The 26216-nt window shown below is 58.7% G+C and carries 22 protein-coding genes; 6 read left to right on the top strand and 16 right to left on the bottom strand.

Going from position 1 to position 26216, the window contains the following annotated elements:
- Positions 1 to 5 precede the first annotated feature (5 nt).
- Positions 6 to 1082: a DUF2793 domain-containing protein gene (locus ACR0J8_RS08280; protein ID WP_480523325.1), complete on the top strand. Its 1077-nt coding sequence runs from the start codon at positions 6 to 8 to the stop codon at positions 1080 to 1082.
- 32 nt (positions 1083 to 1114) lie between these two features.
- Here ACR0J8_RS08280 and fcl read toward each other — a convergent pair whose 3' ends face one another.
- Both fcl and gmd read right to left on the bottom strand, forming a co-directional pair.
- Complete coding sequence (gene fcl / locus ACR0J8_RS08275) at positions 1115 to 2092, bottom strand: GDP-L-fucose synthase (RefSeq protein WP_480523323.1); 978 nt, start codon at positions 2090 to 2092, stop codon at positions 1115 to 1117.
- A gap of 11 nt (positions 2093 to 2103) precedes the next feature.
- Entirely contained in the window at positions 2104 to 3228 is a 1125-nt protein-coding gene (gene gmd, locus ACR0J8_RS08270) for a GDP-mannose 4,6-dehydratase (RefSeq protein WP_480523321.1), read from the bottom strand.
- Positions 3229 to 3388: 160 nt separating this feature from the next.
- Here gmd and ACR0J8_RS08265 point away from each other — a divergent pair, with 160 nt between their 5' ends.
- The gene (locus tag ACR0J8_RS08265; RefSeq protein ID WP_480889626.1) at positions 3389 to 4693 is read left to right on the top strand and encodes a UDP-glucose dehydrogenase family protein; all 1305 of its coding nucleotides are present in this window, start codon (positions 3389 to 3391) and stop codon (positions 4691 to 4693) included.
- Between the two features lie 18 nt (positions 4694 to 4711).
- Here ACR0J8_RS08265 and ACR0J8_RS08260 read toward each other — a convergent pair whose 3' ends face one another.
- Together ACR0J8_RS08260 and ACR0J8_RS08255 are read right to left on the bottom strand one after the other, a co-directional pair.
- Positions 4712 to 5536, bottom strand: a complete 825-nt coding sequence (locus ACR0J8_RS08260) for a 3-methyl-2-oxobutanoate hydroxymethyltransferase (RefSeq protein WP_480523318.1) — start codon at positions 5534 to 5536, stop codon at positions 4712 to 4714.
- Between the two features lie 69 nt (positions 5537 to 5605).
- Positions 5606 to 6607: a sterol desaturase family protein gene (locus ACR0J8_RS08255; protein ID WP_480523316.1), complete on the bottom strand. Its 1002-nt coding sequence runs from the start codon at positions 6605 to 6607 to the stop codon at positions 5606 to 5608.
- A gap of 108 nt (positions 6608 to 6715) precedes the next feature.
- Between ACR0J8_RS08255 and ACR0J8_RS08250 the strand changes: the two genes are divergently transcribed.
- Positions 6716 to 7606: a LysR family transcriptional regulator gene (locus tag ACR0J8_RS08250; RefSeq protein WP_480523315.1), complete on the top strand. Its 891-nt coding sequence runs from the start codon at positions 6716 to 6718 to the stop codon at positions 7604 to 7606.
- Here ACR0J8_RS08250 and ACR0J8_RS08245 read toward each other — a convergent pair.
- From ACR0J8_RS08245 to ACR0J8_RS08235, 3 genes are read right to left on the bottom strand one after another with little or no spacing between them, the layout of a single operon-like run.
- Complete coding sequence (locus tag ACR0J8_RS08245; RefSeq protein WP_480523313.1) at positions 7579 to 8658, bottom strand: helix-turn-helix domain-containing protein; 1080 nt, start codon at positions 8656 to 8658, stop codon at positions 7579 to 7581. The genes ACR0J8_RS08250 and ACR0J8_RS08245 overlap by 28 nt on opposite strands.
- Before the next feature lie 50 nt (positions 8659 to 8708).
- A complete protein-coding gene (locus ACR0J8_RS08240; RefSeq protein WP_480889621.1) occupies positions 8709 to 9455 on the bottom strand; it encodes a hypothetical protein in 747 nt (248 codons plus the stop codon).
- Positions 9452 to 10024, bottom strand: a complete 573-nt coding sequence (locus ACR0J8_RS08235; protein ID WP_480523309.1) for an RNA polymerase sigma factor — start codon at positions 10022 to 10024, stop codon at positions 9452 to 9454. Before ACR0J8_RS08235 ends, ACR0J8_RS08240 begins: the two co-directional genes overlap by 4 nt.
- Positions 10025 to 10072: 48 nt before the next feature.
- On the opposite strand from ACR0J8_RS08235, the gene ACR0J8_RS08230 reads away from it, so the two are divergent.
- From ACR0J8_RS08230 to ACR0J8_RS08220, 3 genes are all read left to right on the top strand, one after another.
- Positions 10073 to 11011 (top strand): c-type cytochrome, encoded by a 939-nt coding sequence (locus ACR0J8_RS08230; protein WP_480523307.1) that lies wholly within the window; start codon positions 10073 to 10075, stop codon positions 11009 to 11011.
- A gap of 74 nt (positions 11012 to 11085) precedes the next feature.
- On the top strand, positions 11086 to 12099 hold the full coding sequence (locus ACR0J8_RS08225) for an Ldh family oxidoreductase (RefSeq protein WP_480523305.1): 1014 nt from the start codon (positions 11086 to 11088) through the stop codon (positions 12097 to 12099).
- A gap of 85 nt (positions 12100 to 12184) precedes the next feature.
- Entirely contained in the window at positions 12185 to 14491 is a 2307-nt protein-coding gene (locus ACR0J8_RS08220) for a Tex family protein (protein ID WP_480889616.1), read from the top strand.
- A gap of 377 nt (positions 14492 to 14868) precedes the next feature.
- Here the strand turns inward: ACR0J8_RS08220 and ACR0J8_RS08215 are convergent, their stop codons facing one another.
- The 9 genes from ACR0J8_RS08215 to ACR0J8_RS08175 all read right to left on the bottom strand — a co-directional run bounded on the left by ACR0J8_RS08215 (position 14869) and on the right by ACR0J8_RS08175 (position 26053).
- The gene (locus ACR0J8_RS08215) at positions 14869 to 15795 is read right to left on the bottom strand and encodes a 3-hydroxyacyl-CoA dehydrogenase NAD-binding domain-containing protein (RefSeq protein WP_480523302.1); all 927 of its coding nucleotides are present in this window, start codon (positions 15793 to 15795) and stop codon (positions 14869 to 14871) included.
- Complete coding sequence (locus ACR0J8_RS08210; RefSeq protein WP_480523300.1) at positions 15795 to 16535, bottom strand: SDR family NAD(P)-dependent oxidoreductase; 741 nt, start codon at positions 16533 to 16535, stop codon at positions 15795 to 15797. Before ACR0J8_RS08210 ends, ACR0J8_RS08215 begins: the two co-directional genes overlap by 1 nt.
- A 187-nt stretch (positions 16536 to 16722) precedes the next feature.
- Positions 16723 to 17517, bottom strand: a complete 795-nt coding sequence (locus tag ACR0J8_RS08205; RefSeq protein WP_480523298.1) for an SDR family NAD(P)-dependent oxidoreductase — start codon at positions 17515 to 17517, stop codon at positions 16723 to 16725.
- Entirely contained in the window at positions 17514 to 19049 is a 1536-nt protein-coding gene (gene betC, locus ACR0J8_RS08200) for a choline-sulfatase (RefSeq protein WP_480889612.1), read from the bottom strand. Before betC ends, ACR0J8_RS08205 begins: the two co-directional genes overlap by 4 nt.
- Positions 19046 to 20185, bottom strand: coding sequence for an aromatic ring-hydroxylating oxygenase subunit alpha (locus ACR0J8_RS08195; RefSeq protein WP_480889609.1), 1140 nt, complete (start codon positions 20183 to 20185; stop codon positions 19046 to 19048). Before ACR0J8_RS08195 ends, betC begins: the two co-directional genes overlap by 4 nt.
- A gap of 135 nt (positions 20186 to 20320) precedes the next feature.
- Positions 20321 to 21328: a GlxA family transcriptional regulator gene (locus ACR0J8_RS08190; RefSeq protein ID WP_480523513.1), complete on the bottom strand. Its 1008-nt coding sequence runs from the start codon at positions 21326 to 21328 to the stop codon at positions 20321 to 20323.
- 164 nt (positions 21329 to 21492) lie between these two features.
- Entirely contained in the window at positions 21493 to 24540 is a 3048-nt protein-coding gene (locus tag ACR0J8_RS08185; protein WP_480523293.1) for an efflux RND transporter permease subunit, read from the bottom strand.
- 11 nt (positions 24541 to 24551) lie between these two features.
- Positions 24552 to 25589 (bottom strand): efflux RND transporter periplasmic adaptor subunit, encoded by a 1038-nt coding sequence (locus ACR0J8_RS08180; protein WP_480889606.1) that lies wholly within the window; start codon positions 25587 to 25589, stop codon positions 24552 to 24554.
- Positions 25586 to 26053, bottom strand: coding sequence for a MarR family winged helix-turn-helix transcriptional regulator (locus tag ACR0J8_RS08175; protein WP_480441606.1), 468 nt, complete (start codon positions 26051 to 26053; stop codon positions 25586 to 25588). The genes ACR0J8_RS08180 and ACR0J8_RS08175 overlap by 4 nt, the downstream gene beginning before the upstream one ends.
- Positions 26054 to 26216: the final 163 nt, after the last annotated feature.

The raw sequence follows: 26216 nt of genomic DNA, 5'->3' as shown, positions 1-26216 counted from the left end.
CGCCCGTGTCACAGACCTCACCCCGATTGGACCTGCCATTTCTACAACCTTCGCAGGCCCAGAAACACGTCACCCATAACGAGGCCCTGCGCCGGCTGGATCTCGTGGTGCAGCTCAGCGTGGTGGCCACCAACGCGACCACGCCTCCGCCGGTTCCGGAACAGGGCGAGGTTCATGCGCTGGGATCTGCGCCAACCGATGAATGGGCGGGTCAGGCAGGTAACCTTGCAGCTTGGCTGGACAACGCCTGGCACTTCCTTTCCCCCGGCATCGGATGGCGCGCCTGGGATCAGACCGCTGGCCAGATCAGGATTTGGGACGGATCTGCCTGGACTGATCCGCCGGTGGCGACACAGAATCTGAACGGTGTCGGCATCGCCACCAGCTATGACGGCACAAACCGCCTATCAGTGCGCGGCCCCGCCACGCTGTTCAGCCATGATGGCGGCGGACATCAGGTCAAGATCAACAAGGCCGGTTCCGGTGATACCGCATCGCTTTTGTTCCAGTCCAACTGGACCGGCCATGCGGAAATGGGGTTGGCTGGAAACACAGGGTTTTCCATCAAGGTCTCTCCTGATGGGGGCAGTTGGACCGAAGCGCTGCGCCTTGATCCGACCACCGGTATCGCGGACGGCGCCGCCATACAGGCCAGTGCCGACGACACAACGACAGGCCGCCTGATGCGGGCGGACTACGGATATGGTCCGGGCAATTTGCTGGGGTCTGTATCCGAGTCCGGCGGCATTCCAACTGGTGCGGTCATCGAACGGGGCAGTACAGCAAACGGTGACTATGTTCGTTTTGCCGATGGGACGCAGATCTGCACCGCCGCATTGAATGCCGTTGCGTGTACCACCGCCGAAGGGACGATGTTTGCAAGCAATACAGACACCTGGACCTTCCCTGTAAGCTTCGCCGCGGGTTCGGTTCCAGTCATCAGTGGCTCAGGGGGTGCGACATCCCGATTTGCAGGTTTTGATGGGCCTTCAGAAACACAGGTAACGTACAAGGTGTTGTCGGCATCCTCGGATGCAGACACGCACGCGCCAACGGCCATTGCAATCGGTCGCTGGTTCTGAACATCAGGCTGCCCGGGCTTTAGTCCGGGCAATCACTTCGAACGCAGATCTACGTCGTTCTGTTCAAGAAACCACGCATAAGTTTCGCGCAAACCATCCTCAAGCGACACGCGCGAGCGCCAGCCCATATCTGCCAATCGCGTGACGTCCATCAGCTTGCGCATTGTGCCATCAGGTTTGGACACATCCTGTGTGATCCGCCCCTCAAACCCCGTGACTTCAGCCACCAGCGCCGCCAGATCCGCAATCGAGATGTCCGAGCCGGTGCCAACATTGATGTGGCTCAGCATCGGTTGCGTGTTTGTCTCATATTTTTCGCGCGGCAGGTCGAGGACGAACAGCGATGCCTCGGCCATGTCATCCACATGCAGGAACTCGCGCCTCGGTTTTCCGGTTCCCCATATCACAACCTCGTCCAGCCCGTCGCGCTGTGCCTCGTGAAACCGCCGGATCAGGGCAGGCAGAACATGGCTGTTTTCGGGGTGGAAATTGTCCCCCGGACCATAGAGGTTCGTGGGCATGACCGAGCGGTAGTCGACACCGTGCTGACGGTTGTAGCTTTCGCACAGCTTGATCCCCGCGATCTTGGCAATCGCATACGGTTCGTTTGTCGGCTCTAACACGCCCGTCAGCAATGCATCTTCCCGCATCGGCTGCGGAACTGCGCGTGGATAGATGCAGGAACTGCCCAGTTGCAGCAGGCTTGTGACCCCGGCCGAAAAGGCCTGATGAATCACATTGCATTCAATCATCAGGTTTTCATAAATGAAATCAGCGGGGTACGTATTGTTGGCGTGAATGCCGCCAACCTTGGCCGCCGCCAAAATGACCACATCAGGTCGTTCATCCTGCATGAATTCCCGCACAGCTGTCTGGTCCGTCAGATTGAGCTCGGCTGACGTTCGGGTCACAAGCTCAATCGCTTCACCCCCAGCCTGACGATCCTGCAATCGGCGCAGGATGGCACCGCCGACCATGCCGCGATGCCCTGCTACGTAGATCTTGCGCATGGCGTCCCCCCTCAGCCGTTTTCCAGGCTGACCGGCAGCTCGAACCCGTGCTCTTTCAACAGCGCATGGCGTTTGGCTGTTTTCAGGTCTTCCAGAACCATCTCGGCGCACATTTCCTGCACGGTCAACTCCGGCTCCCACCCGAGCTTCTGTTTCGCCTTTGACGGATCACCCAACAGCGTCTCCACCTCGGCCGGGCGGAAATAACGGGGGTTGATCCGCAGGATGACATCACCGGGTTTCAAAGCCGGCGCATCGTTGCCTTCAATGGCGGTGACCGTAGCAACCTCATCCACCCCTTCGCCCGAAAACTTCAGCGAAATGCCGAGTTCAGCCGCTGACCATTCAACGAATTGACGCACAGAATACTGCTTGCCGGTTGCAATCACGAAATCCTCGGGATTGTCCTGTTGCAACATCATCCACTGCATACGGACATAATCCTTGGCATGTCCCCAGTCGCGCAAACTGTCGATGTTGCCCATATAAAGGCAATCTTCAAGCCCCTGCGCGATGTTGGCCAGACCGCGGGTGATCTTGCGCGTCACGAAGGTTTCGCCTCGGCGTGGGCTTTCATGATTGAACAGAATTCCGTTGCAGGCATAAAGACCATAAGCCTCGCGGTAGTTCACAGTGATCCAGTAGGAATACAGCTTGGCCACCGCATAGGGCGATCTGGGGTGGAACGGCGTCGTTTCCCGCTGCGGTGTTTCCTGAACCAGACCATACAATTCCGACGTCGAGGCCTGATAGAACCGCGTCTTGTCCTCGAGCCCGAGAAACCGGATCGCTTCAAGCAGGCGCAGGGTGCCAATTGCATCCACATCGGCGGTGTATTCCGGAGCTTCAAAACTGACGGCAACATGAGACTGTGCACCAAGGTTGTAGACCTCGTCAGGCTGCACCTCCTGCATGATCCGGGTCAGATTCGAGGTGTCGCTCAGGTCCCCGTAATGCAAATGCAGCTTCGGGTTCGGTACATGCGGATCCTGATAAATGTGATCGATGCGCTGCGTGTTGAAGGACGATGCCCGTCGTTTGATTCCGTGAACTTCGTAGCCTTTTTCCAGCAGAAACTCGGCCAGATACGACCCATCCTGGCCCGTGATACCGGTAATCAATGCCTTTTTGGTCATATCTGCGCCTCACAAATATCAATGTGTCAGTTTAGCGTCTCAAAAACAGCAAGAAACCATGGAATGCAAGCCAAGGTCACAGTCAGGCATTGAATCCGGCGGAAGATTCTTCGAATGTGCGGTCGCCAGACTTGGTAATTGGTAAGAAGGATTTTAACGAATGCGTATTGCAATGATCGGAACTGGCTATGTCGGTTTGGTATCCGGTGTCTGTTTCTCGGATTTTGGCCATGACGTGATTTGCGTCGACAAGGCCCGGGAAAAAATCGAGATGCTGCAGGCCGGAAAGGTTCCGATCTATGAGCCGGGCCTTGATGTGCTTATGGCCAAGAACGTGGCGGCCGGCCGGCTGAGCTTTACCACTGATTTGACTTCAGCTGTCGATGGCGCGGATGCCGTTTTCATAGCTGTTGGGACACCCACCCGTCGGGGCGACGGACACGCGGACCTGACTTATGTGATGGCCGCCGCAGAAGAGATCGCACGAGCCATAACCGGCTACACCGTTGTTGTCACCAAATCGACCGTTCCGGTCGGAACCAATCGCCGGGTGCATCAGGTCGTTTCTGCCGCAAATCCCCAAGCCGATTTCGACGTCGCCTCGAACCCCGAGTTTTTGCGCGAGGGTGCCGCAATTGACGACTTCATGCGCCCCGACCGTGTGGTTGTCGGCGTCGAAAGCGACCGCGCGGCAGACGTGATGGCCGAAATCTACCGCCCGCTCTATTTGCGCGATTTCCCGATCCTGACTACCGATCTGGAAAGCGCCGAGATGATCAAATACGCGGCGAACGCCTTTCTTGCGACCAAAATCACCTTCATGAACGAAATCGCGGGCCTGTGTGAAAAGGCGGGGGGCGACGTCAAGGAAGTGGCGCGCGGCATTGGCCTCGATGGCCGGATCGGCAACAAGTTCCTGCACGCAGGCCCCGGCTATGGCGGTTCGTGTTTTCCCAAGGACACCGCTGCGCTGGCCCGGATCGGGCAGGAGCATGCGCACCCGATGCAGATCACCGAAACCGTCATTCGCGTGAACGACGAGGTCAAGAAACGCATGATTGGCAAGATCCGGGACGCCTGTGACGACAGTTTCAACGGCAAGACCATTGCGGTTCTGGGCGTGACGTTCAAACCCAATACCGACGACATGCGGGATGCTCCGTCACTGACCATCGTCCCTGCCCTGATCGGCGGTGGCGCAAAGGTCCGCGTTGTCGATCCGCAGGGCCGGTCCGAGGGTGAAGCACTGTTGCCCGGCGTCGAGTGGTCCGACGATCCGTATACCGCGGCAAAGGATGCGGATGCGGTGGTAATACTGACGGAATGGAACGAGTTTCGCGCACTGAACCTGACGGAACTGGCTGGGACCATGAAAACCGCAAGGATGGTCGATTTGCGCAACGTCTATTCCGGCAGCACTGCGTTGAAATCCGGTTTTGATACCTATGTAGGTGTCGGGCGCTGAACGCGCCCGACTAATCCATCAGACCTTATCCAACTCTTCCTGCAGTTTTGCCATCTCACCTTCGTGCATCTCAATGGACTGCGCCGGATATGGAAAGGCTTTGGCCTGCACCTCGGATTGAAATGCCTTCAGCGCCACGACCCGCTCGTGATACATCTGCTTGTGCAGACGGCCCAGATTGCCAAAGGCATGGGCGTGACGCGGAGGATTTTCCGCTTCGCCGCAAATATCGGCCATGAACAGGAAAATCACGTCACCCGCATTGCCCGACCCCAATGAAACCGTGACGATCGAAGTCTTGTCGTTCAGCAGGTTCAAAGTGTCTTCGGCGACACATTCGATTTCGCAGGCCATCGCGCCTGCGTCCTCATAGCGCTTGAAGGTCTTGTAGATCTGCATCGCCTCATCGGCGGTACGGCCAAAGGCCCGCAATCCCCCGGCCCAATGGCTGAGCGACGGAACCAGCCCCATATGAACCTGAACCGGAATGCTTTCACGCGCCAGCATTTCCACCACGTCGTACGAGCGGTTGGTGAAATACATGTCCGCGCCCTTTTCCATACACTCGATGGCATGGCGCATGATCTCGTCATTGGTGGCGAACTGGCCCCAGTTCATGGCAGTACCGGCGAAATGGGTCGGTGCAATCTCACGCGCCATGTCCAGGTGCACATCCCACAGCGTCAGCAGGTCAATCCCCGCATCCACGCAGGCCTGTATCTCGGCCTCGTTCGCCGGGTTGCACATAGTCAAACGCTGGCCGGTTTTCTTCAGGTCCAGCAGATCCTTGACGGTATAGTTTCGCCGGGCCGGGCGGCGGCCGAAAGTATAGATGTTTTTCATGATCTTCCCTGTTTTCAAATAGCAGTTGCCGGGCCAAATAAGACCCGGCAATGACCGTTTTCGGTTGGCTTACTCGGCTGCCCAGATCTTACGGCGGCGTTTCTTGACCATCTCGTTGCCCTCGTCGGTTCCGTCATGGAAAGTATTGAACCACTCATCCCACGGCGTTTCCCAGGTGCCGTAATTGCAGTCAAAGAACCTGTGGTGCAGCTGATGAAAAAAGTCTCCGACCAGGAATTTACCCTTGTTGCCGAACTTCACATGCTCGAACCCGGCATGAGAGGTCGGCGCGCCAATCCCGTGGTGAAACAGCAGAAAGATGGCATGGATCGGGTGAGACGGTAGAAGGAAGAAAATCATCGTGTCGAACATCAGAAAGAAGCTTTCAACCGGATGCATCGCCAGACCTGACCATGGACCGGTATTGATGTTGCGGTGATGCCAGGCGTGCACCTTGGTATAAAGCGGGCCGACATGCAGCAGCCGGTGCAGCCAGTAGAAATGGAAACCTGCCCAGATCGGAATGAACACAACCATGGCAATGAACCAGATCGGATTGCCATCAAGGGAAATCATCGTCACCCACCCATTGGCGTAGGCATACAGAATGAAGCATTCCCAGAACGTCCAGAATGTCAGCGCCGGACCCAGGGTCCAGAACATGTTGTCCCAGACCTGGTTTTTGAAGGTAAAGACCTTGGCGCCTTTCATCATCGGGCGCATGTCATATCGGTATTCGTCCTGCTGGGTGCGGAATTTCCACAAGGCCAAATGCAAGCCGCCCGCAACCACCATAAGGATGCAGAAATTGCGGAACCAGATCTCGGCCACCCAATCCCAACTCAGCGTTTCGATCCGGGCCAGAGACGGGGTCAGATAGGTCCACGTGATGATCGCGAAGACCAAAAGCAACGCGCGCAGCGCCAATGGATTCCAGCTTTGCAGCAGGTATCGCAAGGTGGCCAGAGGCTTCATCGGCCAGTCCCAATAGGGCGAGGTCTGAATTGGCAATTGCGGGGTATAGTTCCAGATCTTGCGCTTTGGACGCGGCTGGGGGGGTGAATCCGACATGATGTGGCTCGTCTGTTCAATTTGCTGATCGCCACCTTAGGATCTGTGAGGGAAAGCTCAGAACTTATTGTCTTGCCGGTCAGCCTAAGTTTTGCTTAGCCTGATTTCATGGCAACCCGAATTCCTTCGCTGAACTGGCTGCGCGTTTTCGAAGCAGCAGCACGTACCGAAAGCTTTTCCCGCGCGGCCGCGCAGCTGAACATGTCCGCCGCCGCCGTCAGCCAGCAGGTCAAGGCGCTGGAAACCCGCCTTGGTACACCACTGTTTCACCGCCACGCCCACGCAGTGACACTGACCGAGGCAGGCCGCGCCTATCTGCCATCGGTTCAGCAATCACTGCTGATGCTGGAAACGGCCACGACGGGCCTGTTCGGCGAGACCCGGGAACAACGCCTCTACGTTCAATCCGTTCTGTTGTTCGCACATGGGGTTCTTGCCGGTGGTCTGCCTGCCTTTCAGGCGGAACAACCTCGCATCAACTTGTCGCTGTCCACAGGCAACATGATCTCGGATTTCGCAAACCAGTTTTCTGATCTGCAAATCGTGTTCGGCAATCCGGCCCTCTTGAACACCGAATGGGACGAGTTGCTGAAAGAGCGCCTTTTCCCGATCGCTCCACCAGAGATAGCCGCGCAGATCAGATCGCCCCAGGACCTGTTCAAATTCACCTTGATCGAGGTCTCAACACACCGCGCAAGCTGGCCGCACCTGTTCGAGGCCCTGCGCCTGCCCGCCGGTCAAGCCCGCTATTTCTTCGCCGACAATTCCCTGATGGCGGCCGAGTTGTCGGCCAGTGGCGGCGGCATTGCGCTGGCCCGCGCGCCCGCATCGGACAGGATAATGCAACTGTCGGGACTTGTCCCCTGCCTGCCCGGCATCAGTGTTCCGGGACAGGAAGCCTATCATTTGATCTATCCATCGCGTACCGCGCTGCGTCCTCCGGCTCGTGTGTTTCGCGATTGGCTGCTGGACTATAGTGCAGCCGTCCAGACGCGGTAACGTCCTTGCCCCGTGACCTCCCGGATCAGGCCGCGACGCGTGAAACGGTCGAGGTTTCTCTGAACTGCCGCACGCGAGGCTTGGGTCAGTTCCTCCGCCAAAGGTGCCGATATCATGGGCCAGGCCGTCAACGCGTCAAGCAATAGCGGAGGCGTCCGGCCGCTCAGATCCTGCGTGGCGTCACGCGCGCGCTGTTCCCACGCGCTCACACGATCCAGATGCAACAGTGCGGCCAGAACCGCCTGCCCTGCTCCGCTCAGCCATGCCTCCAGTTTTTCTTTAGGCTCGCCAGTCCCGCGCAACGCGCCCGGGCCGGACAGCGCAAGTGGAAGAAACAGTGCCCCGCCCCGCCCCATCTTCGCGGCAAGGCGCGCGGCTATGATTGCCGCCTCGGTGTCCTGTCCGATGCCCTGCGCCAGACTGCGCCACGCGTGAAACCCAACTGCTGCCTGCGTTATCGGGTGCAAACTGTCCGTGTTGCGCATGACGTCAGCCAGATCGGCCACTGCTTCGGGTACTTCTTCGACCCCCTGACCCATTCGGTCCAGAAAAGCTGTCAATCCGGACTCCCACCCGCCTTCTGACGGGTCGGCACCTGTCGTCAGGCGACGCACGGCCCAGCCCGCGCGAAACAGGGCCTGAATGTCATCGCCGGTCGAGCCCAGCCGCAAACCGGTCCACAGCGCCAGACGATCGGCGCTGATCCGGTCCCCCGTCCACCAACCCAGGTCAGACACTTCCATCAAGGCCAGACGATGGCCCCATCCTTTGGGCCCGGCCCGCAGACGCTCGTCCAATGCACCGAAGGTGACCGCGACATCGGCCAGTTCATTGGACAACTCCGACTGCCCTGCATACCAGTCGCGTGGATCGAACAGCAGGCGTTCCTGCATCCGCGTTCCAGGCGGCAGATACTCCGGAAGCACTTCATCTTCGTCCGGAGGCAGGAACCAAAGATCTTCGTCCTCGGACGGGTCCGCGTCATAGATACTTTGCGGGCCGAGCGGATCGGCCTCATCATCCGGGTCAGGAAGGACGGTTCGGGGCTTCATGCCCGCTATTCTTCGGGCAAATTCGCGGGTTCACAAGGCTATTTCGCGGCTCAGCCAGCAAACAGCGCAGTCAACGTGTCCAACTGCCCACCAAGGTCAGTTTGCGCGTCGCTGCCCAGCAGCATGTAACCATAGCCACCCTGCGCCCATGTGGCCGTGGCCAACCCACTGAGAACCGCCTGTTCTACGTCCTTATTCGGGGCCGCCGGTCCCTGCCGTATGACACAAAAGGCCAAAGGCTGCCCCTGCGCATCCGCGAATACAATCTGGATCAGAGGTTTGCCCTTGAACGACAGGACCTGCGCCCGCTTCAGATCAAGGCCCGGCAGCGCCTCGAGCGCATCACGGTTCAACGATCGTCCAAGCTGTTCCTCGGCCTGTGCGAATTGCACATCCAAAGCGGCTGGAGAGCTGTCCAGCGTTGCAATCGTATCCGGCACGTATAGCGACTGATAGATCGCGGCCTGTTCCGCCCAGCCCATCTCGACCGGGCGCGTTGCCCAGAACGTCGCTGACACCGCAATGACAGCAACCGAAGCCGCAACCGCAAGCAGACGCCATGAGCCAGCGACCGACCTTGCAGACGTTGATGCGTAGGTATCCGGCAAATCGACGTGCGGCGTTTGGGCAGGCACCGCCTCGAACACCTGCTTCACCACCGGTGCAAACGGGTCCAGCGCCATCAGACGTTGTTCCAATGCAGGGTCATCCGCAACCGCATCTTCGATCGCACGGGCCTCACCCTCGTCCAGGGTGCCTTCCAGATACGCCACTAGCGTCTCGTCGGAAAACTTCATTTGCCACTCCGTCGAACGACATCCGCTGCGTCTTGCTGCATCACGTTTTTCAGTTTCTGCCGGGCGTTGGAAAGCCGGCTCATGATTGTCCCTATCGGCACCTCCAACAACGCGGCGGCCTCGCGGTAGCTATAGCCTTCGACAAACACAAGCATTACCGTCTCGCGCTGCGCTTCTGGCAGTTGCATCACCTGTGTAAACACTTCAGTGGCGAAAATATTCGTCTCAGAATCGTTTCCGGGTGCAATTAAATCCGCCTCGGGCGTGACCGACAGCGCCTGGGCCTTGCGAACCGATCGCGCGCGCACCTCGTTCAGCCAGATCGAGCGACAGATCGTCATCAGCCAGCTGTCCAGCCGATCATGCGATGTCACCTGATGGTAACGCTCCAGCGCACGCAGGCATGTGGACTGCAAAAGATCGTCTGCAACGTCCGACGCGCCCGACAATGCCAGACCAAACCGCCAGACACGTTTCGAATGTATCTGGATCGCGCCACGCACGGCCTGTTCAGAACTGATCTCACCACTCATCGAATAATATGCGACCTGTGTGTGTTTGTTTTTCACGGACCGGGCCCGCGGGGTCAGGATTGACACAGACTCAGGGGGAAAGAAATGAAACTTCTGCTTACAGCAGTCACGATTGCGTCGGCAATTGTTGCAGGCCCGGCGCTGGCGGACAGCTGGACACTGGCCCCGGAAGGCTCGCACCTGGCATATGGCTCGATCAAGAAAGACACGGTGGGCGAGGTCAACAGCTTTACCCGCCTCAGCGGTCACGTCAGCCCGGATGGCAAGGCGGACATTAAGATCGACCTGTCTTCAGTCGAAACGAATATCGACATTCGAAATGAACGGATGATCGAATACGTGTTTCGCAAAGCCGGAAGCGCAACGCTGACGGCCCAGTTCGATATGGATGAGGTCTCGGGCCTTGGCGCGGGCGAAACCACCACCATCGATGCCGAGGCCATCTTGTCGCTGGCAGGCACAGACGTCGCGTTCGATGCCGAAATGTTCGTGGCGCGCCTGTCCGAAACATCGGTCATGGTCTCAACCAACGATATGGTGTTCCTCAGCACGGAAGATGCAGGCGTCAACGCCGGGATCGATACGCTGATGGAACTTGCGGACCTGCCGGGCATTACCCGAACCGTGCCGATCACCGCGCGACTGATCTTCAACAAGGACGACAAAAAGGCCGAGACAGAACCCTCGACCCCGATCACCCTCGCCGCCGTCGAGGGCGATATCAAGGCGGGCAAGAAGGTCTATCGCAAATGCAAGGCCTGTCACCAACTGAAAGAGGGCCGCCACGGTGTCGGCCCCTCGCTGCACGGGATCATCGGCGCAAAAGCGGGTCGGAGCGACGGTTTCAAATACTCCGGCCCCTTGCAGACCTCTGAAATTGTCTGGACGGCAGACGCGCTCAGCGCGTTTCTGTCCGATCCGAAAAACACCGTTCCCGGCAACCGGATGCAGTTTCCCGGACTGAAGAACCAGACAGAGATCACCAATCTCATCGCCTATCTACAATCTGAATCGCAGAGCTGAACCGAAATCCCGCTTTTCAATCGCTGGGTTGCCACGCTATCCCTTGTGCTGAATTACCGGCACAGGGGACAGGCATGAGCGATACGGTCAAACTAAATCTGGACGAAATTCGGCAGCTAAGCCTGAACGTACTCATAAAATCCGGGTTTGGATCAGCCCACTCAGCGGCCATCGCAGCCATGCTGACCACTTGCCAGATCGATGATTGCCAGTCACACGGACTGTTTCGCCTGTTCATGTGTACCGAGACGATGCAGGCGGGCAAGATCGATGGCCATGCCGCGCCGGTTTTGGCCCCATCGGACAACGCGATCATGCGGGTCGACGCGCAGGGCGGCATGTCGCTGCTGGCGTTTCAGCAGGCCTTGCCGGTTCTGATTGAAAAGACCCGCACCCACGGCATCGCCGCGATGGCGATCAATCGATGCTTTCACTTCTCTGCGCTCTGGCCCGAAGTCGAACGCCTGTCATCGGCCGGGCTTGCTGCGATGGCAATGGTTCCAAGCCATTCGTGGGTGGCCCCCGCAGGCGGAACACGCGGCAGTCTGGGCACCAACCCGCTCGCCTTCAGCTGGCCTCGGTCAGGAAAAGATCCGTTCACCTTCGATTTCGCCACCAGCGCCTTTGCCCGCGGTGAGATCGAACTCTATAGAAGGGCAGGAAAACCGCTGCCCGAGGGCGTTGCCATCGACAAAAACGGCAATCCGACTACTGATCCTCAGGCGGCCATGGACGGTGCCATGCTGACCTTCGGCAGCTACAAGGGGTCGGCCTTGTCGATCATGATCGAGTTGCTGGCCGGTCCCCTGATCGACGACCTGACCAGTCTGGAAAGCATGGCTTTTGCCGAGGGCGCTGGCGGTGCGCCCTATCACGGCGAGATCATTCTGGCATTTGACCCCGATCAGTTCAGCGGCGGCAAAACGCAGGAAAACGACGCAAGGGCCGAACGGCTTTTTGCCGACATTCTGGATCAGGGCGCGCGGTTGCCGTCGCAGCGGCGATTTGCGGCCCGCGCCCGCAATACTGCACGCGGGTATGTCGAAATCTCCAAAAACCTGTACGACGATTTGCAGGCTTTGTTGTAACTGTAGAGGCGGGTCGTTTTCACCTCTTCCCCTCTTGGGCGGCGCTGGATAAGAAGTCCTTCCAACCGTAGTTCAGGAGGCCTCATTGGACCGCATCGCCCGCACTATCGCTACCGAGATCAACGCGCGTCCCGAACAGGTGGGCGCAGCGGTCAAGCTGCTGGACGACGGGGCCACCGTGCCTTTTGTCGCCCGTTACCGGAAAGAGGCGACGGGCGGGCTGGATGATACGCAACTGCGGGTTCTGTCGGACCGCCTGACCTATCTGCGCGAACTGGATACCCGCCGCGACAGCATCCTGAACTCGATCAAGGATCAGGGAAAGCTGACCGAAGACCTGGCCAAATCCATCGCGCAGGCGGACACCAAAGCGCAGCTGGAAGACATCTATCTGCCGTATAAACCCAAACGCCGGACCAAGGCGATGATCGCCCGCGAAAACGGTCTGGAGCCGCTGGCCGATGCCATTCTGGCCGACCGTTCTGCCGACCCCGAAGCCCTGGCCCAAGGTTTTGTGAGCGATGCGGTACCTACAACCAGGGACGCGCTGAACGGTGCCCGCGACATCATCACTGAACGCCTGACCGAAAATGCTTCGCTGCTGGGTGAACTGCGCAGCTTCATGCAACGCGAGGCAGTGCTGAGCGCAAAGGTGATTGACGGCAAGCAGCAGGAAGGCGCGAAATTCAGCGATTACTTCGACCATTCCGAGCTGTGGTCCAAAGTGCCCTCGCATCGCGCGCTGGCAATGCTGCGCGCCTCGAAAGAGGGGATCGTGACGCTGGACATCGCGCCCGAACCCGAAACCGGCGCAACACGGGCCGAAGCGATTGTGGCCGCACATCTGCAGACACGCAGCGATGGGCCGGCAGATAAATGGCTTCGCAAGGTGGCGGGCTGGACCTGGCGGGTGAAACTGTCACTGTCGATGATGGTCGAACTGATGGCGGACCTGCGCGGCCGGGCGCAGGAAGAGGCCATTCAGGTGTTCTCCCGCAACCTCAAGGACCTTCTGTTCGCGGCGCCTGCCGGCGCACGCGCAACGCTGGGCCTGGACCCTGGAATTCGTACCGGTGTTAAGGCGGCTGTGGTGGATGCAACCGGGAAAGTGGTGGCCACGGATACCTTGTATCCGTTCCAGCCCAAAAACGATCTGCGCGGGTCGCAGGCGGCAATCCTGAACCTGATCTCGGCCCATAAGATCGAACTGATTGCGATCGGCAACGGCACCGCCAGCCGCGAGACCGAGCGATTGGTGGCTGACACGCTGAACCTTTTGCCCCAGACGGTGAAGGCCCCGACAAAGGTTGTGGTCTCGGAAGCCGGTGCCTCGGTCTATTCGGCATCGGAACTGGCCACGCGGGAGTTTCCCGACCTCGATGTGTCACTACGCGGCGCGGTGTCGATCGCCCGGCGGCTGCAGGACCCCTTGGCCGAATTGGTCAAGATCGAGCCGAAATCGATCGGTGTCGGGCAGTACCAGCACGACGTCGACCAGCACCGCCTTTCTCAATCGCTGGATTCCGTGATCGAGGATGTGGTGAACGCCGTGGGCATCGACCTGAACACGGCCTCGGCCCCGTTGCTGTCGCATGTTTCCGGTCTGGGGCCTGGGCTGGCCGAAGCGATTGTGATGCACCGCGACCTGCATGGCGCGTTTCAGTCTCGCAAAGAGCTGCTGGATGTCGCCCGCCTTGGTCCGAGGGCCTTCGAACAATGTGCGGGCTTCCTGCGTATCCGCGACGGGGCCGACCCGCTAGACGCGTCCTCGGTCCACCCCGAGGCCTATGACGTCGCGCGCCGCGTCGTGGCGGCATGTGGACGTGACATACGGCAAATCATGGGACATGACGGCGCCCTGAAAGGTCTGCGGGCCGAGCAGTTCGTCGACGACCGCTTTGGCCTGCCGACGGTACGGGACATTTTTTCCGAGCTGGAAAAGCCCGGACGCGACCCGCGCCCAAGCTTTGTGACCGCCTCATTCACCGACGGGGTGGAAGACATCACTGATCTCAAACCCGGCATGATGCTGGAAGGGACCGTCACCAACGTTGCGGCCTTCGGGGCATTCGTGGATATCGGCGTTCATCAAGATGGGCTGGTGCATGTCAGCCAGCTGGCCGACCGGTTTGTCAAAGACCCGCACGAGATCGTCAAGACCGGTCAGGTCGTCAGGGTTCGTGTGGTTGAGGTCGACGTACCCCGCAAAAGGATCGGTCTGACCATGCGCAAGGACGGAGGCGCCTCTGCGCGTCAGGAGCAAACCTCGCGCGGCGCGGGAAAGGCCAGCGGTCAACCAAAACACCGCAACACGCAGCGAGCGGAATCAGGCGGAAACGCGCAGAACGGCGCATTGGGTGACGCTCTGCGCTCTGCGCTCAAAAACCGTTAAACGTCGCTGGCCAGCGTTTGGTGACAAGCTGGTCGCACTGCCATTTCGTGGGCGGGACTTGCCGTTGGTTCTGGGTCGAGTCCTGGCACTCAAATTTGATTTTTTCGAAAATTAATGGCACGCAGAATGACGTTCGGTTTCGGAAACAGTTTCGGGTGCCTACAGACAGATCGTCCAGATATACGCGCGGGTATGATGGCGGAAGCCACCAACAGGCCCGCGCAATTAATTGTTTAACAAAGGTTTGTTATGAGGTTTCCTGTGACTTCTGCGCTTTCTGCTGGCCAGTTGTAAAACCGTTGGATTTGACTCGACACGGCCCCGCACCTTCACCGGTTCGGCGGTCACATGGCATCGGCGCGAAACGACCCGTTTCCTCAACGCATCCCCGCAATTGACTTTTGCATGGCTACAATCAAAGCATCGCGTTTTTGCGACAACTCACCCGGTGTCATGCCCCTTCCTTCGGCCTGAACACCCTCGGTCAATTGTTGAGCGACCTGATCGGACAGATGGATCTGGCCCAGATCGTCCCACCAGCCGTTGAACGTATCGGCGAAGTGATCGCAAAACGCCTTTAGCCCACCTTCACCCGCCCCAAGGTTGAACAGCATGGTCGGCCCCATAGCCGCCCATCTGAGCCCGGGACCGGCCCAGACGGCCTTGTCGACATCCTCGACCGAAGCCACGCCCGAGACAACCAAACTAACGGCCTCGCGCCAAATGGCCGCCTGCAGACGGTTGGCCACGTGACCGGGCACTTCCTTGCGCAAACGGATCGTTGTTTTTCCAACGCTTTCGTAGAACCCCTGCGCCGTCTCGACCACCCCGGGGGCCGTTTTTTCGTTTCCCAACACCTCGACCAAGGGGATCAGGTGCGGCGGATTGAACGGATGGCCTAGCACAAAGCGCGAAGGATCCTTCCAGCCGGGCTGCATCTGGCTCAGAGTCAGGCCGGACGCCGAACTGGCAACAATTGCACCGGGGGCCAGGGCGGGCTCGATCACGGAAAAGGTTTCATGCTTGACCGGCAGCCGCTCAGGCACATTTTCCTGCACGAATCCGGCGCCCTCGACCGCGCTGGCCGCGTTTGTGTGGAAGGTGATCGCGTCGGACGTGCCATCTAGGGTCAATCCAAGCTCGGTCATCGTGGGCCACGCCGTTTCGATGTAGTCGCGCACCTTACGCTCAACATCGGGGGCCGGGTCGAACATCGCGACCGAACGGCCGGATGCCAGAAACAAGGCCGCCCAACTGGCGCCGATCACCCCGCCGCCAAGGCAGGCCGTGTGTTTGAACTCCATCAGAACAATCCCGGATTGAGAGGGGATGCGGCGGTCATGCCGCCATCCACGGTAAACAACTGGCCTGTAGCGAAACTCGCTTCGTCCGAGGCAAGCCAGACCGCCATGCTGGCGATGTCCTCGGGCTTGCCGAACCGGCGCATCGCATGTCGGGCAAGTGCATCCTGCCGCGCGGCCTCGGGGTTTGATGCAAGGTCGAAACCTGCATCCAGCATGCCCGTTTCGATCCAGCCCGGGCAGATTGCGTTACAGCGTATTCGGGGACCATGATCCACCGCGATCGACCGGGTCAGCCCATGCACAAAGGCTTTGGACGCATTGTAAAGCGCCATCGAAGGATCCGCGACCTGCCCCGAGATCGAGCCGATGTTGATGATCGACCCGCCTAGGGGCATTCGGGGGATATATGCGCGACACATATTGAACACGCCCCGGCAATTGGTCCCGATCACGGTATCCCAGTCAGCGTCGGTGCTGTCAGCCACCGTTCTTTCGACCTGAACGCCAGCGTTGTTGACCAGAATATCCATCCCGTCCGTCGCGCTGGCCAGTTCCTCTACGGCAGCGGCGTCCGTGACGTCCAGCGGGTACCAAGTGACACTGTCTGGCAGCCCTTCGGGTCTCGGGCCACGCCCGCAGGTCGAAACCGTCGCATATTCGCGCAGAAAGGCCTCGACAATCCCGCGCCCGATGCCTTGGCGGCCACCAGTCACAAGTGCTCTTTTTCCAGCCAGCCGCATCAGTTCGCCACCATTGCCTTGCCACGCGGACGTGTTCCGACAGGCCCTAACATCGCGCTGCGCACGATCTCGGCGCCGTCCCGGTTGATATCCAGTTTAGCCGATGGAGCGGTCCGGATGATTGCACAACATCGCGATTTCCAAGCACCAAAGAAGGGGTTTCTCGTTTCGTATCCCAACGCTTCACTCATAGCTTCATCTGCTGGACCTGCGCGCTCAGCCCTCCGTCAAGAACCCAAAGCTGGCCGCTGGCATAGCGCGCCTCGTCCGATGCCAGCCAGTTGACCAGGTTGGCGATGTCGTCCGGTGTGCCATAGGTGCGCATCGGATGCACATCGCGGACCGCCTTCTGCAATTGGTCGATGGTTTTGCCGCCGCCACCCGAACCCTCGCCGGTAAAAAAGCTTTGCAGCATGGGTGTGTCGACATAGCCCGGGCAGATTGCGTTGACCCGAATACCTTCGGGCCCGTGGTCGCAGGCCATTGCCCTGGTCAGGGCGTGAACCGCGCCTTTGGTTGCGCAATAAGCCGCCAGTCCCGGGTCAGCGATGAATCCGTCGTAGCTGCCAAAATTGATGATCGATGCCGTCGTCCCGGCGGCAGTGGCTTTTCGCATCAAGGGCAGGGCATGTTTTGACGTCAGGAAGGTGCCGGTCACGTTGACGGCAAAGGACAGGTTCCATTCTTCCAGAGTGGTCTGTTCGATCGTCTTTTCGATCTCGATCCCAGCCGCGTTGACCAGAATGTCCAACTGGCCCGCGTTTTCGGCGACCTGCTCCATAGCCGCAACGGCATCCGCCTCCTGCGTGACGTCGAGTTTGACAAACACGCTGCCGTCGCCGTCATGGGTGGCCAACGATCCCTCGGGCGTCAGGTCAGCCGCATAGACCCGTGCACCTTCTCGCAGAAAACGGGCGACGATGGCGCGCCCGATGCCGCCTCGGCCGCCTGTGACCAGCGCGGTTTTGCCCTTCAGCATCATTCTTGGTTCTCCTTCAAAGGTGAAAAGCGGTATCTGGCCGCGGCAACAGTCCAGTCCATGTGATTGCGCACATATTCCTGAGAAGCGTCGCGCGGCGGATTGTAATCCCAGGCCTCACCCGCCCCGGCTTCCATCGCGGCATGAAGCGCACGACGGGATTTTTGTGTTGCGATGATATCCGCACGCAGCTTTTCACTATCCCAGCGCTGGTCGGTTTCGGCGGCGAAAGCAGCAGAATGGGCGGCATAAGCCGGATCGTCCGCGACATTCACCGTTTCCAGTGGATCAACGGACAGGTCGTAAAGTTGCAGTGGGTCGGGGTCACAATGGATGTATTTCAGCGGCCCGCGCCGGATCATGAAGACCGGATAAGGGGTCATCTCTGCACAATACTCACCGATCGCTTCGTCGACGATGTCAGCTTCGCCGCGGGCCAGCGGCATGAGTGAACGACCATCCACCGGTTCGCCAAACATCTCTTCTTGCCCCCCAGCGATTTCAACGAAAGTCGGCAGCAGGTCCAGCAGCGAACAGGCGTTGAGTGCTGTCCCTTGCGCAACACCCGGCCCGGCCATAATCAGTGGGACGCGGGCAGAATGCTCGAAGAAGTTCATCTTGTACCACAACCCCCGCTCGCCCAGCATATCCCCGTGATCGGCGGTCACGACGACGATAGTGTTGTCCAGTTCGCGTATATCTTCCAGCGCCTTCGCAATCGCCCCGACCTTGCTGTCGAAATAGCTGACATTGGCCAGATAAGCGCGGCGGGCGCGGCGCACCTCCTCATCCGTCAAAGAGACGTAGCTCGCCTCGATTCCGTCCATTACCCTGCGCGAGAACGGGTCCTGTTCCTCGGGCGTCAGGGGGGTGTCCGGCATCGGAACATCCGCATCCGTATACAGGTTCCACCATTCAGGCTTGGCCACGTAGGGGTCATGCGGGTGGATGAAGCTGGCGACCAGGCAGAACGGCGCTTTGTCCCCGGCCGCCCGATCGCGGCCCCGGTCAATCAGCCAGCGGCGGGCTGCGAACTCGACCTCATCATCGTAATCGGTCTGGAACGTCGCGATGGCTTCGCCGCTTTCCTTGACCGTTTGCATATTGTGATACCACTTGTCGATCCGTTCATCCGGGGCTTCCCAATCTGGTGTCCAGGCGAAATCGGCAGGGTAGATGTCCGTTGTAATGCGGTCCTGAAATCCGTGTTTCTGATCCGGTCCGACAAAATGCATCTTGCCTGACAGGCAGGTTCGGTATCCCAGCGCCTTAAGGTAATGGGCAAACGTCGGGACCGAAGCGGGAAACTCACTGGCATTGTCATAGGCCGCAATCCGACTGATCAACTGCCCAGACATGAAGGCAAAGCGGGACGGCGCACACAGAGGAGAGTTGCAGTAAGCCGCATCAAACCGCATACCGCGTGCCGCCAGCGCATCGATGTTTGGTGTCCTGACCGTAGGGTGGCCGTAAGCCCCGCAGAAATGCGGGGCAAGTTGATCGGCCATGACCACAACGATGTTGGGCCGCGTCACGGCGCGGCCCTTGCGTAAGCGTCCAGAACCAGCCCATGGAAGTGATGCACCGCATGTTCGGACTTGCCCGAGCCGCTCGGGTCATGAACGATACGCCCTTGCGTAAAGGCAGGCGTACCCATCCCGCGCTGAACGCTTTCGACGATATCGATGTCTTCGCGTTGCAAAACCTCGTCGAGATAGCGGATCGCCTCCTGCTCTGCCTCGTCCGGTTCCGGAGTTTCGAGGAAGAAGTCATAGGTCTCAAGCGTGCGGTCAGGACCCACGGGGATGATGTTCAGCACGATCATCGATGACCGGCCCGGGTAACGCATCAGGCAGGTCGTGGGCCACAACCACCAGACGGCATGAGTGCGCACAGACGCATTCGACACGTCATAGGCAGAGTTTGCGCCTTTGCCTGCATCGGCCATATGACTGGAATAGATGCCATAGGTGGTCACTTTGTAGGTGTCCATATCCACCAGATCGCAAAAATCCTTGTGCGCGGTCGGGCAGTGATAACATTCAAGAAAATTATCGACGACGTTCTTCCAGTTCGACTTGATGTCATAGGTCAGGCGATGGCCGAAAGTCAGCCGTTCGATATCCGGGGCCCAATGGCGAATTTCCGTTTCAAGGTTGCCCGACACTTCGCGCAGGGGGCGCGCTTGGGTGTCCAGGTTGACATAAACGAAACCTGCAAATTCTTCGACTTGCACTTGATAAAGGGAAATGTCCCGGGTGCTGAACCCGGTCAGGTTTTCTGTTTCGGGCGCGCGCACCAATTGGCCGTCCAGCCTATAAACCCAGGCGTGGTAGGGGCACATGATGCGGGTTGTTTCCCCCTCACCCGACAGCAGGTGATGCGCGCGGTGCTTGCAGACGTTGTAGAAAGCGCGCAATTCCCCCTCGCGGTCGCACACGATGGCAATGGGCCGCCCGGCAATTTCAACCGTCACATAAGATCCTGGCGCGCGCAGCTTTTCGACGTGACAAACCCATTGCCATGTCTTGGCAAGGATTTCATTCAAATCCACCTGATGCCAAACCGGATCAACATAGGCCTCGGCCTTCAACGAGCTTGTGTTGAATGGATCTGGACTGAATCCATCGGAAATCCGCTCGAATTGTTCTTGGGTTGGCAGCTCGTTCATTGGTGACTCCAAGATTTCGGACCCGCGCGGTCCGGTGGGCTGGCTTGCGAAGCGTATAATCCTTTGAAATCAATTTACGTTGTTGACTTTTTTCGCCTCTCAAATGACTATTTCCGCCATCAACAGAGTTGTGCTTCAAGGCTGCCTGGGCTTGCGATGCATCGGCCAAGCCCGGTATTCAAACGGGACCCGCCCTTCGATCCGATCCTGACTGGGTGGCAGGCCAAACCTGTCTCTGTACGAGCGGCTGAAATGCACCGGGCTGGAAAACCCCGACGCCATTGCAATCTCGGAAATCGGCATTTCTGTTTGCGTCACAAGCCCCCGCGCCCGGTCCAGCCGGATATCGCGATAATAAAGCGCCGGAGTTTTCTTGATAAATGTGGCAAACATCCGATCAAGTTGACGGTGCGAGACACCCGCGCGCCTGCATATCTCGGGGATAGACACTGTTTCTTCCAGATGTGCCTCCATGATCTGGATCGCAGATTTCAACGTCGCCGGAACAACCGCCCCTAAAGGCTCGCTGCCTTCAGGTTGCTGCATCGAAGCGGGGCCCCGCAAGCGGTCGTGAAAAATGTATCTGGCGGCCGCGTTGGCCAGCGCGCTGCCGTGAATGCCCTGCAGTATCTGCAGCGCAAAATCCACCGAAGCACTGCCGCCGCAGCACGTGATCCGGTTGCCGTCTAAAACGTAGAGGTTCTCAACCACTTCCACGCCTGGGAACAGTTCCTGAAATGCGTCGATATGTTCATAGTGAACAGTCGCCCGGCGACCGGAAAGCAACCCGGCCTGCGCCAGAATGAACGCGCCCGTATCCAGTGCGCCCAGCGTTACGCCACCTCGCGCCCAACCGCGCAACGTATTGCCGATCTTGGGCGTCAGGTGTTTTTCCGGGGTCCAGCTGGTCGAAACGATCACGATATCCCGCTGACCTGCAACGCTTTGATCGATCGCCTTGGTTTCTATCCCAGCACCATTGCTTGAGGTGCAATACCCACCGGATTCTGAGACAAATTCCCAACTGAAATAAGACCGTCCGTCCAGGTAATTTGCCGCGCGAAACGGGTCAATAAAGCTCATGGTTGCGGACAAATTGAAACTTGGCGCAACAATCACCAACAATCGGGTTTTGCCATCCATAGTCTTCACGGTCGCGTTTTCCGGCCACAAATCTCAATCGAAGTACGATCGCCCTACCTTCGACCTGCGGGTGTGGATTTGCAACGCTGCCCACCCCAAAACCTATGGATTTGGGGTGGGCGACGTGTACAAAACGGCGCGGTCAACCTGGCTGATATCTCAACCTAGGCAGCGACCGCGGCAACCTCTTGCCGTTCATCCCTTGCGAAAAACACCGCGTAGAGGACCGGCGCGGCAACCATTGTCAGGATTGTGGCAAAGGCCAGGCCTCCCATGATCGTGACCGCCATCGATACAAAGAACGCATCCGTCAACAAGGGTGCCATTCCCAGAATGGTGGTGATCGCGGCCAGAATGACAGGGCGCAAGCGCGAAATCGACGCTTCGATGATCGAGTCTTTCAACGGCTTTCCGGTCGCGCGGACCAGATCGATTTCTTCGACCAGCACAATCCCGTTCTTGATAAGCATCCCTGACAGGCTGAGCAGCCCCAGCAACGCGGTAAACGTAAAGGGCAACCCGGTACCCAGAAGGCCGATCACCACTCCGTTAACGGACATGGGCACCAGCAGCCATATGATCAGAGGCTGGCGGATGGCGTTGAACAGCAACACCGATATCAGCACCATAATCAGCAGGCTCAGCGGTAATTGTTTTCCAAGGCTTTCCTGAGCATCGCGCGAGTTCTCGTATTCACCGCCCCACTCCATTTTATATCCGGGTGGAATTTCCATTGCCTCGATCGCTTCGCGCACCTCGGCGTGCACTTGCGCGGCTGTCATGTCCGGCGGAATGTCGGCACCGACGGTTATCGTAAGGACACGATTTCGGCGATGTACACGTGTATTTTGGGTTTTGTACTCAAATCCATCGACCATTTGTTCGATTGGCACCCACTTTTCGGCCTGCGTTGAATAGACAACCTGATCGACCACGGAATAGTCGCCATCAACCGGTCTGCGCAGGATGATCGGGATCAGGCGGTCGCGTTCACGGAACACTCCGCCGGTGATGCCGTCGGTGGAAAACAAAAGTGTCGCCGCAACGTCTTCGCGCGTCACACCAGCGGTTTGCGCCCGCTCGGTTGCGTAGATTGGCTGAAGCGCCAGTTCTTTCTCGCGCCAGTCGTGACGAACGCCGATGACATTGTCCGAAGCATCAGCCATGCGCCGCTTGGCCTCTTCGGCGAGTTGGCGGAGCACCATCGGATCGCTGCCGGAAAACCGGGCCTGAATCGGATCACCACCGCCGGGGCCGAAGACCAGCCGCTTGGTGCGGAACTCTCCTTCGGGGTACAACGCCATGCCATACTCTTCCAGGTCAGCCTGAAGCTGCGGGATATCGTCCAGAGTTTCCGTACGTATGATCATATGCCCGTAACTGGGATTGGGCTTTTCAGCGGAATAGGTCAGCATGAAACGGGTCGCCCCCTGCCCCACAAAGGTCGCCACCGAGACCACATCGTCGCGCTTGCTTAGCCAGTCCTCGATCTGCGCCAGATCCTCGGACGTCCGCGCAATCGGGGTGCCTTGCGGCAGCTTGTAATGGACAAAGAAAAGCGGGGTGTTCGAGTTCGGGAAAAACTGCTGCTTCATCAGACCGAAGCCCGCAAAACAGGCCGCCGTCACCGCGACCAGTGCGATGATTACCAGCCAGCGGAACCTGAGCGCTGCTCTGAGGATCGTGCCATAGATCCGAAACAGCAAACCGCCATAGGCGTCGATTTCGCCTTCCTTACCCTGCTTGAAAAAGTAGTGGCCCAACAGCGGAGTGACGGTCAGCGCCAGAACCCAGCTCAGCAGCAGCGAAATTCCGATCACTGCGAACAGCGAGAACAGAAATTCACCTGTAGCATCGGGGCTCAGGCCGATGCCGGCAAAGGCCATGATTCCGATCACAGTCGCGCCAAGCAATGGTATCTGGGTTTTGGAGGCCGCGTCGTCTGCGGCATCGCGCGAGTTTTTACCGCGCAGCATGGCAATCTGCATGCCTTCGGCGACAACGATGGCGTTGTCGACAAGCATTCCCATCGCAATGATCAGCGCGCCAAGCGAAATCCGCTCCATCTCGATCGAGAACATCGACATGAACAGAACCGTGCCCACAACGGTCAGCAACAGCGTGCTGCCGACAACGATTGCGGCGCGCCACCCCATGAACAGGCCAAGCACCGCAACCACGATCGCAACCGACATCGCCAGATTCACCAGAAAGTCGTTGGACGCCTGTTCAACCACGACGTGCTGCTGGTAGATTGGCAGAATATCGACACCAAAGGGGATATTCGGATCCAGCTCTGCCATCTTGGTGTCAACGCGTTTGCCGACTTCGACAATGTTCTCGGTCGCCAGACCCGCAATCCCAAGCGTGAATGCCTCGACGCCGTCAAAACGGACGATCAGGTCAGGATCGTTCTGGCGGCCGCGATAGACATCTGACATGTCGAACAGGTTGATCACGTGGCCCTGAGAGCCGACCGACAAACCGGCGATTGCGGATACACTGTCCGAGCCTTCGGCCGTCAGCAGCGTCGTCAGATTGTTCTCGGATCGAAGTGAACCAGAAGCGTTGACCGAGTTGGCGTTGGCAATCGCTTCGTTGATCGCCTGCAGCGGTACGTTCTGGTTTACGGAAATGGCGAGGTCCGGTTCAATAAAGATTGCTTCCTCGGGAAGGCCCTGAACCTCGACATCGGCAACCCCGTCAACGGTCAGCAACTCCCGTCGAAGGTAAGTGGCCAATTCGTGCTTTTCGGCGTCGGAAAAACCTTCGGCGGTCACCGCATAGAACAGGCCGAACACATCGCCGAAGCCATCGTTCACATATGGCTGGTCCACGCCCTGCGGCAATCCGCGGGCGGCGTCCCTGACCTTGGCCCGAAGCTGGGTCCAGATATCCGGCAGCTCGCTGCCGTCATAGGTCGACTTGATCTCGACCTCGATCAGAGACTGTCCGGGGCGGTTGACCGAGGTGATGGTGTCCACCTCGCCCATTTGCTGGATGGCCGATTCCAGCGGTTCGGACACTTCCAATGCAACCTGCTCGGCGGTGGCGCCGGGATAGGCTGTCACAATGACGGCCTGTTTGATGGTAAAGGCCGGATCCTCCAGCCTTCCGAGCGAGAAAAAGCCCCAGATACCGCCAAACAGTGCGACGAGAATGATGAGCCACGTATAAAGCGGCCTGTCGATGGATGCGCGCGCGATGTTCATCGATCCGCCCTTCAGTTCGCAAACCCGGCAAAGCGGCGCACCGCCTGTCCGTCACTCAGCGCGTTGCCGCCAGCTACAACGATTTCGTCCCCGTCGGAAAGACCGGACACGACACGCACATCCCCCGATTGGGTGGGTTCGATCTCGACCGGCACGCGCTGCACGGTTCCTTCGTCCGCGACCGCCGGGGAAAACAGCAAGACACCCAGACGACCTTCGGCATCCGCAACAATGGCGGTCGGCGGGACGACGATGCCGGTTTGATTATCCTGAACCTGCACGTTTACCGTTACCGACGAACCGGGAAGAACCTGAATGCCTTCCGGCGGTGTCAATCCGAAGTTGATCCGGAACGTCTGACCGACGCTGGACGTTTCAGCATCGAATTCGCGAATTTGCAGCGGAAAAACTTCATCGCTGGCGGGAAATTTGGCAGTAATCGTCACGTCATCCTGACTGCCCCGGCGCTGAAACAAGATTTCGGGCACATCGACTTCGATCCGCAATTCAGACATGTCGTGGATACGTACGATGGGCGTTCCGGCGGAAACGGTGGTGAATGCCTCGACCGTGCGGCTGGAAACTAGCGCGTCGAAGGGGGCCGTGAGGGTCGCATGTTCAAGCGCGTATTCCGCGTCACGTGTGGCAATTGCCGCCAGCTGGGCGTTTGTATCCGCATCATCCAGGGCCACCTGACTGACCGTGGTCCCCCTGAGCCGGGACAGGCGTGCAACCGTGCGGTCGGCCTGATCCTTTTGCAGTCGGGCGCGGTTGAGCTGCAGCTCGAACGGTTCCTGATCGAGTCTGGCGATCAGCCCGCCTTTCGGAATAACCAGACCTTCGGTGACGGGCATCTCGATAATCTGTCCGGCCACCTGAAAGGCCAGATCGACCGTTTGGCGGGCCGCGACCCGGCCAAAGAACTGTCGCGAAAAGCCGGGTGACGTTTCACTGACCATCAGCAGTTTCACCGGTTTCGGGGCTTGCTGTGCGGTCAGCGATGTCGCCAGCACGATCAGGCCAAGAGCCAAAGTTGACAGGATCTTCATTTCTTCAAACCTTCGGGTATGCCTGTTTTCAGGACGGTTTCGCGGATCTTCTGCGCCAATCGCGCGAATTCAGCGGTTTCTTCATCATTGAGCCCCGAGGCACGGCGAAACAGTTCCCCGGCTTCGGTCACAAGTTGTTTTCGGGCATCTTCGCCCTGCCCGGTCAGAACCAGCAGCCACGCGCGGCGGTCCTCGGGATCGCGCTGTCGAACCAGGTAACCGGCCTTGGCCAGCGAATCCGCAGTCGCGGTTATCGTAGAGGGCAAAGATAACATGTCATGTGCCAGAACGCCCATCCGCTTGGGCTGTTCCAGCTTGATCAGCATGTGGCATTCCTGATGGCTCAGATCGGTCCGCAACAGATCGATGCTTTCCTCCAACTTCCAATAAAGCGCGTAGACGCCCATCATCGATTGAATTTCAGGACTGTACTTCTGCGTTGATGGTTCGACCGTCTCGGTCATTTCGGTGCCCTCGGATAGGTTGGGCGCGGTATACTTCAAATAATGAAATATTCAAGATGCGAAGTGAAGACTACTCATGGTCGCGCCACATCACCCTTGGAACGTGAACGTCCTTATTAGGCGCGTTTGGGAATGCCCAAACACGAGTGGGTTTCGTCGAGGG

The sequence above is a fragment of the Ruegeria sp. N11 genome, from assembly GCF_056531525.1.
This window is presented reverse-complemented; position numbering and strand designations above follow the sequence as displayed.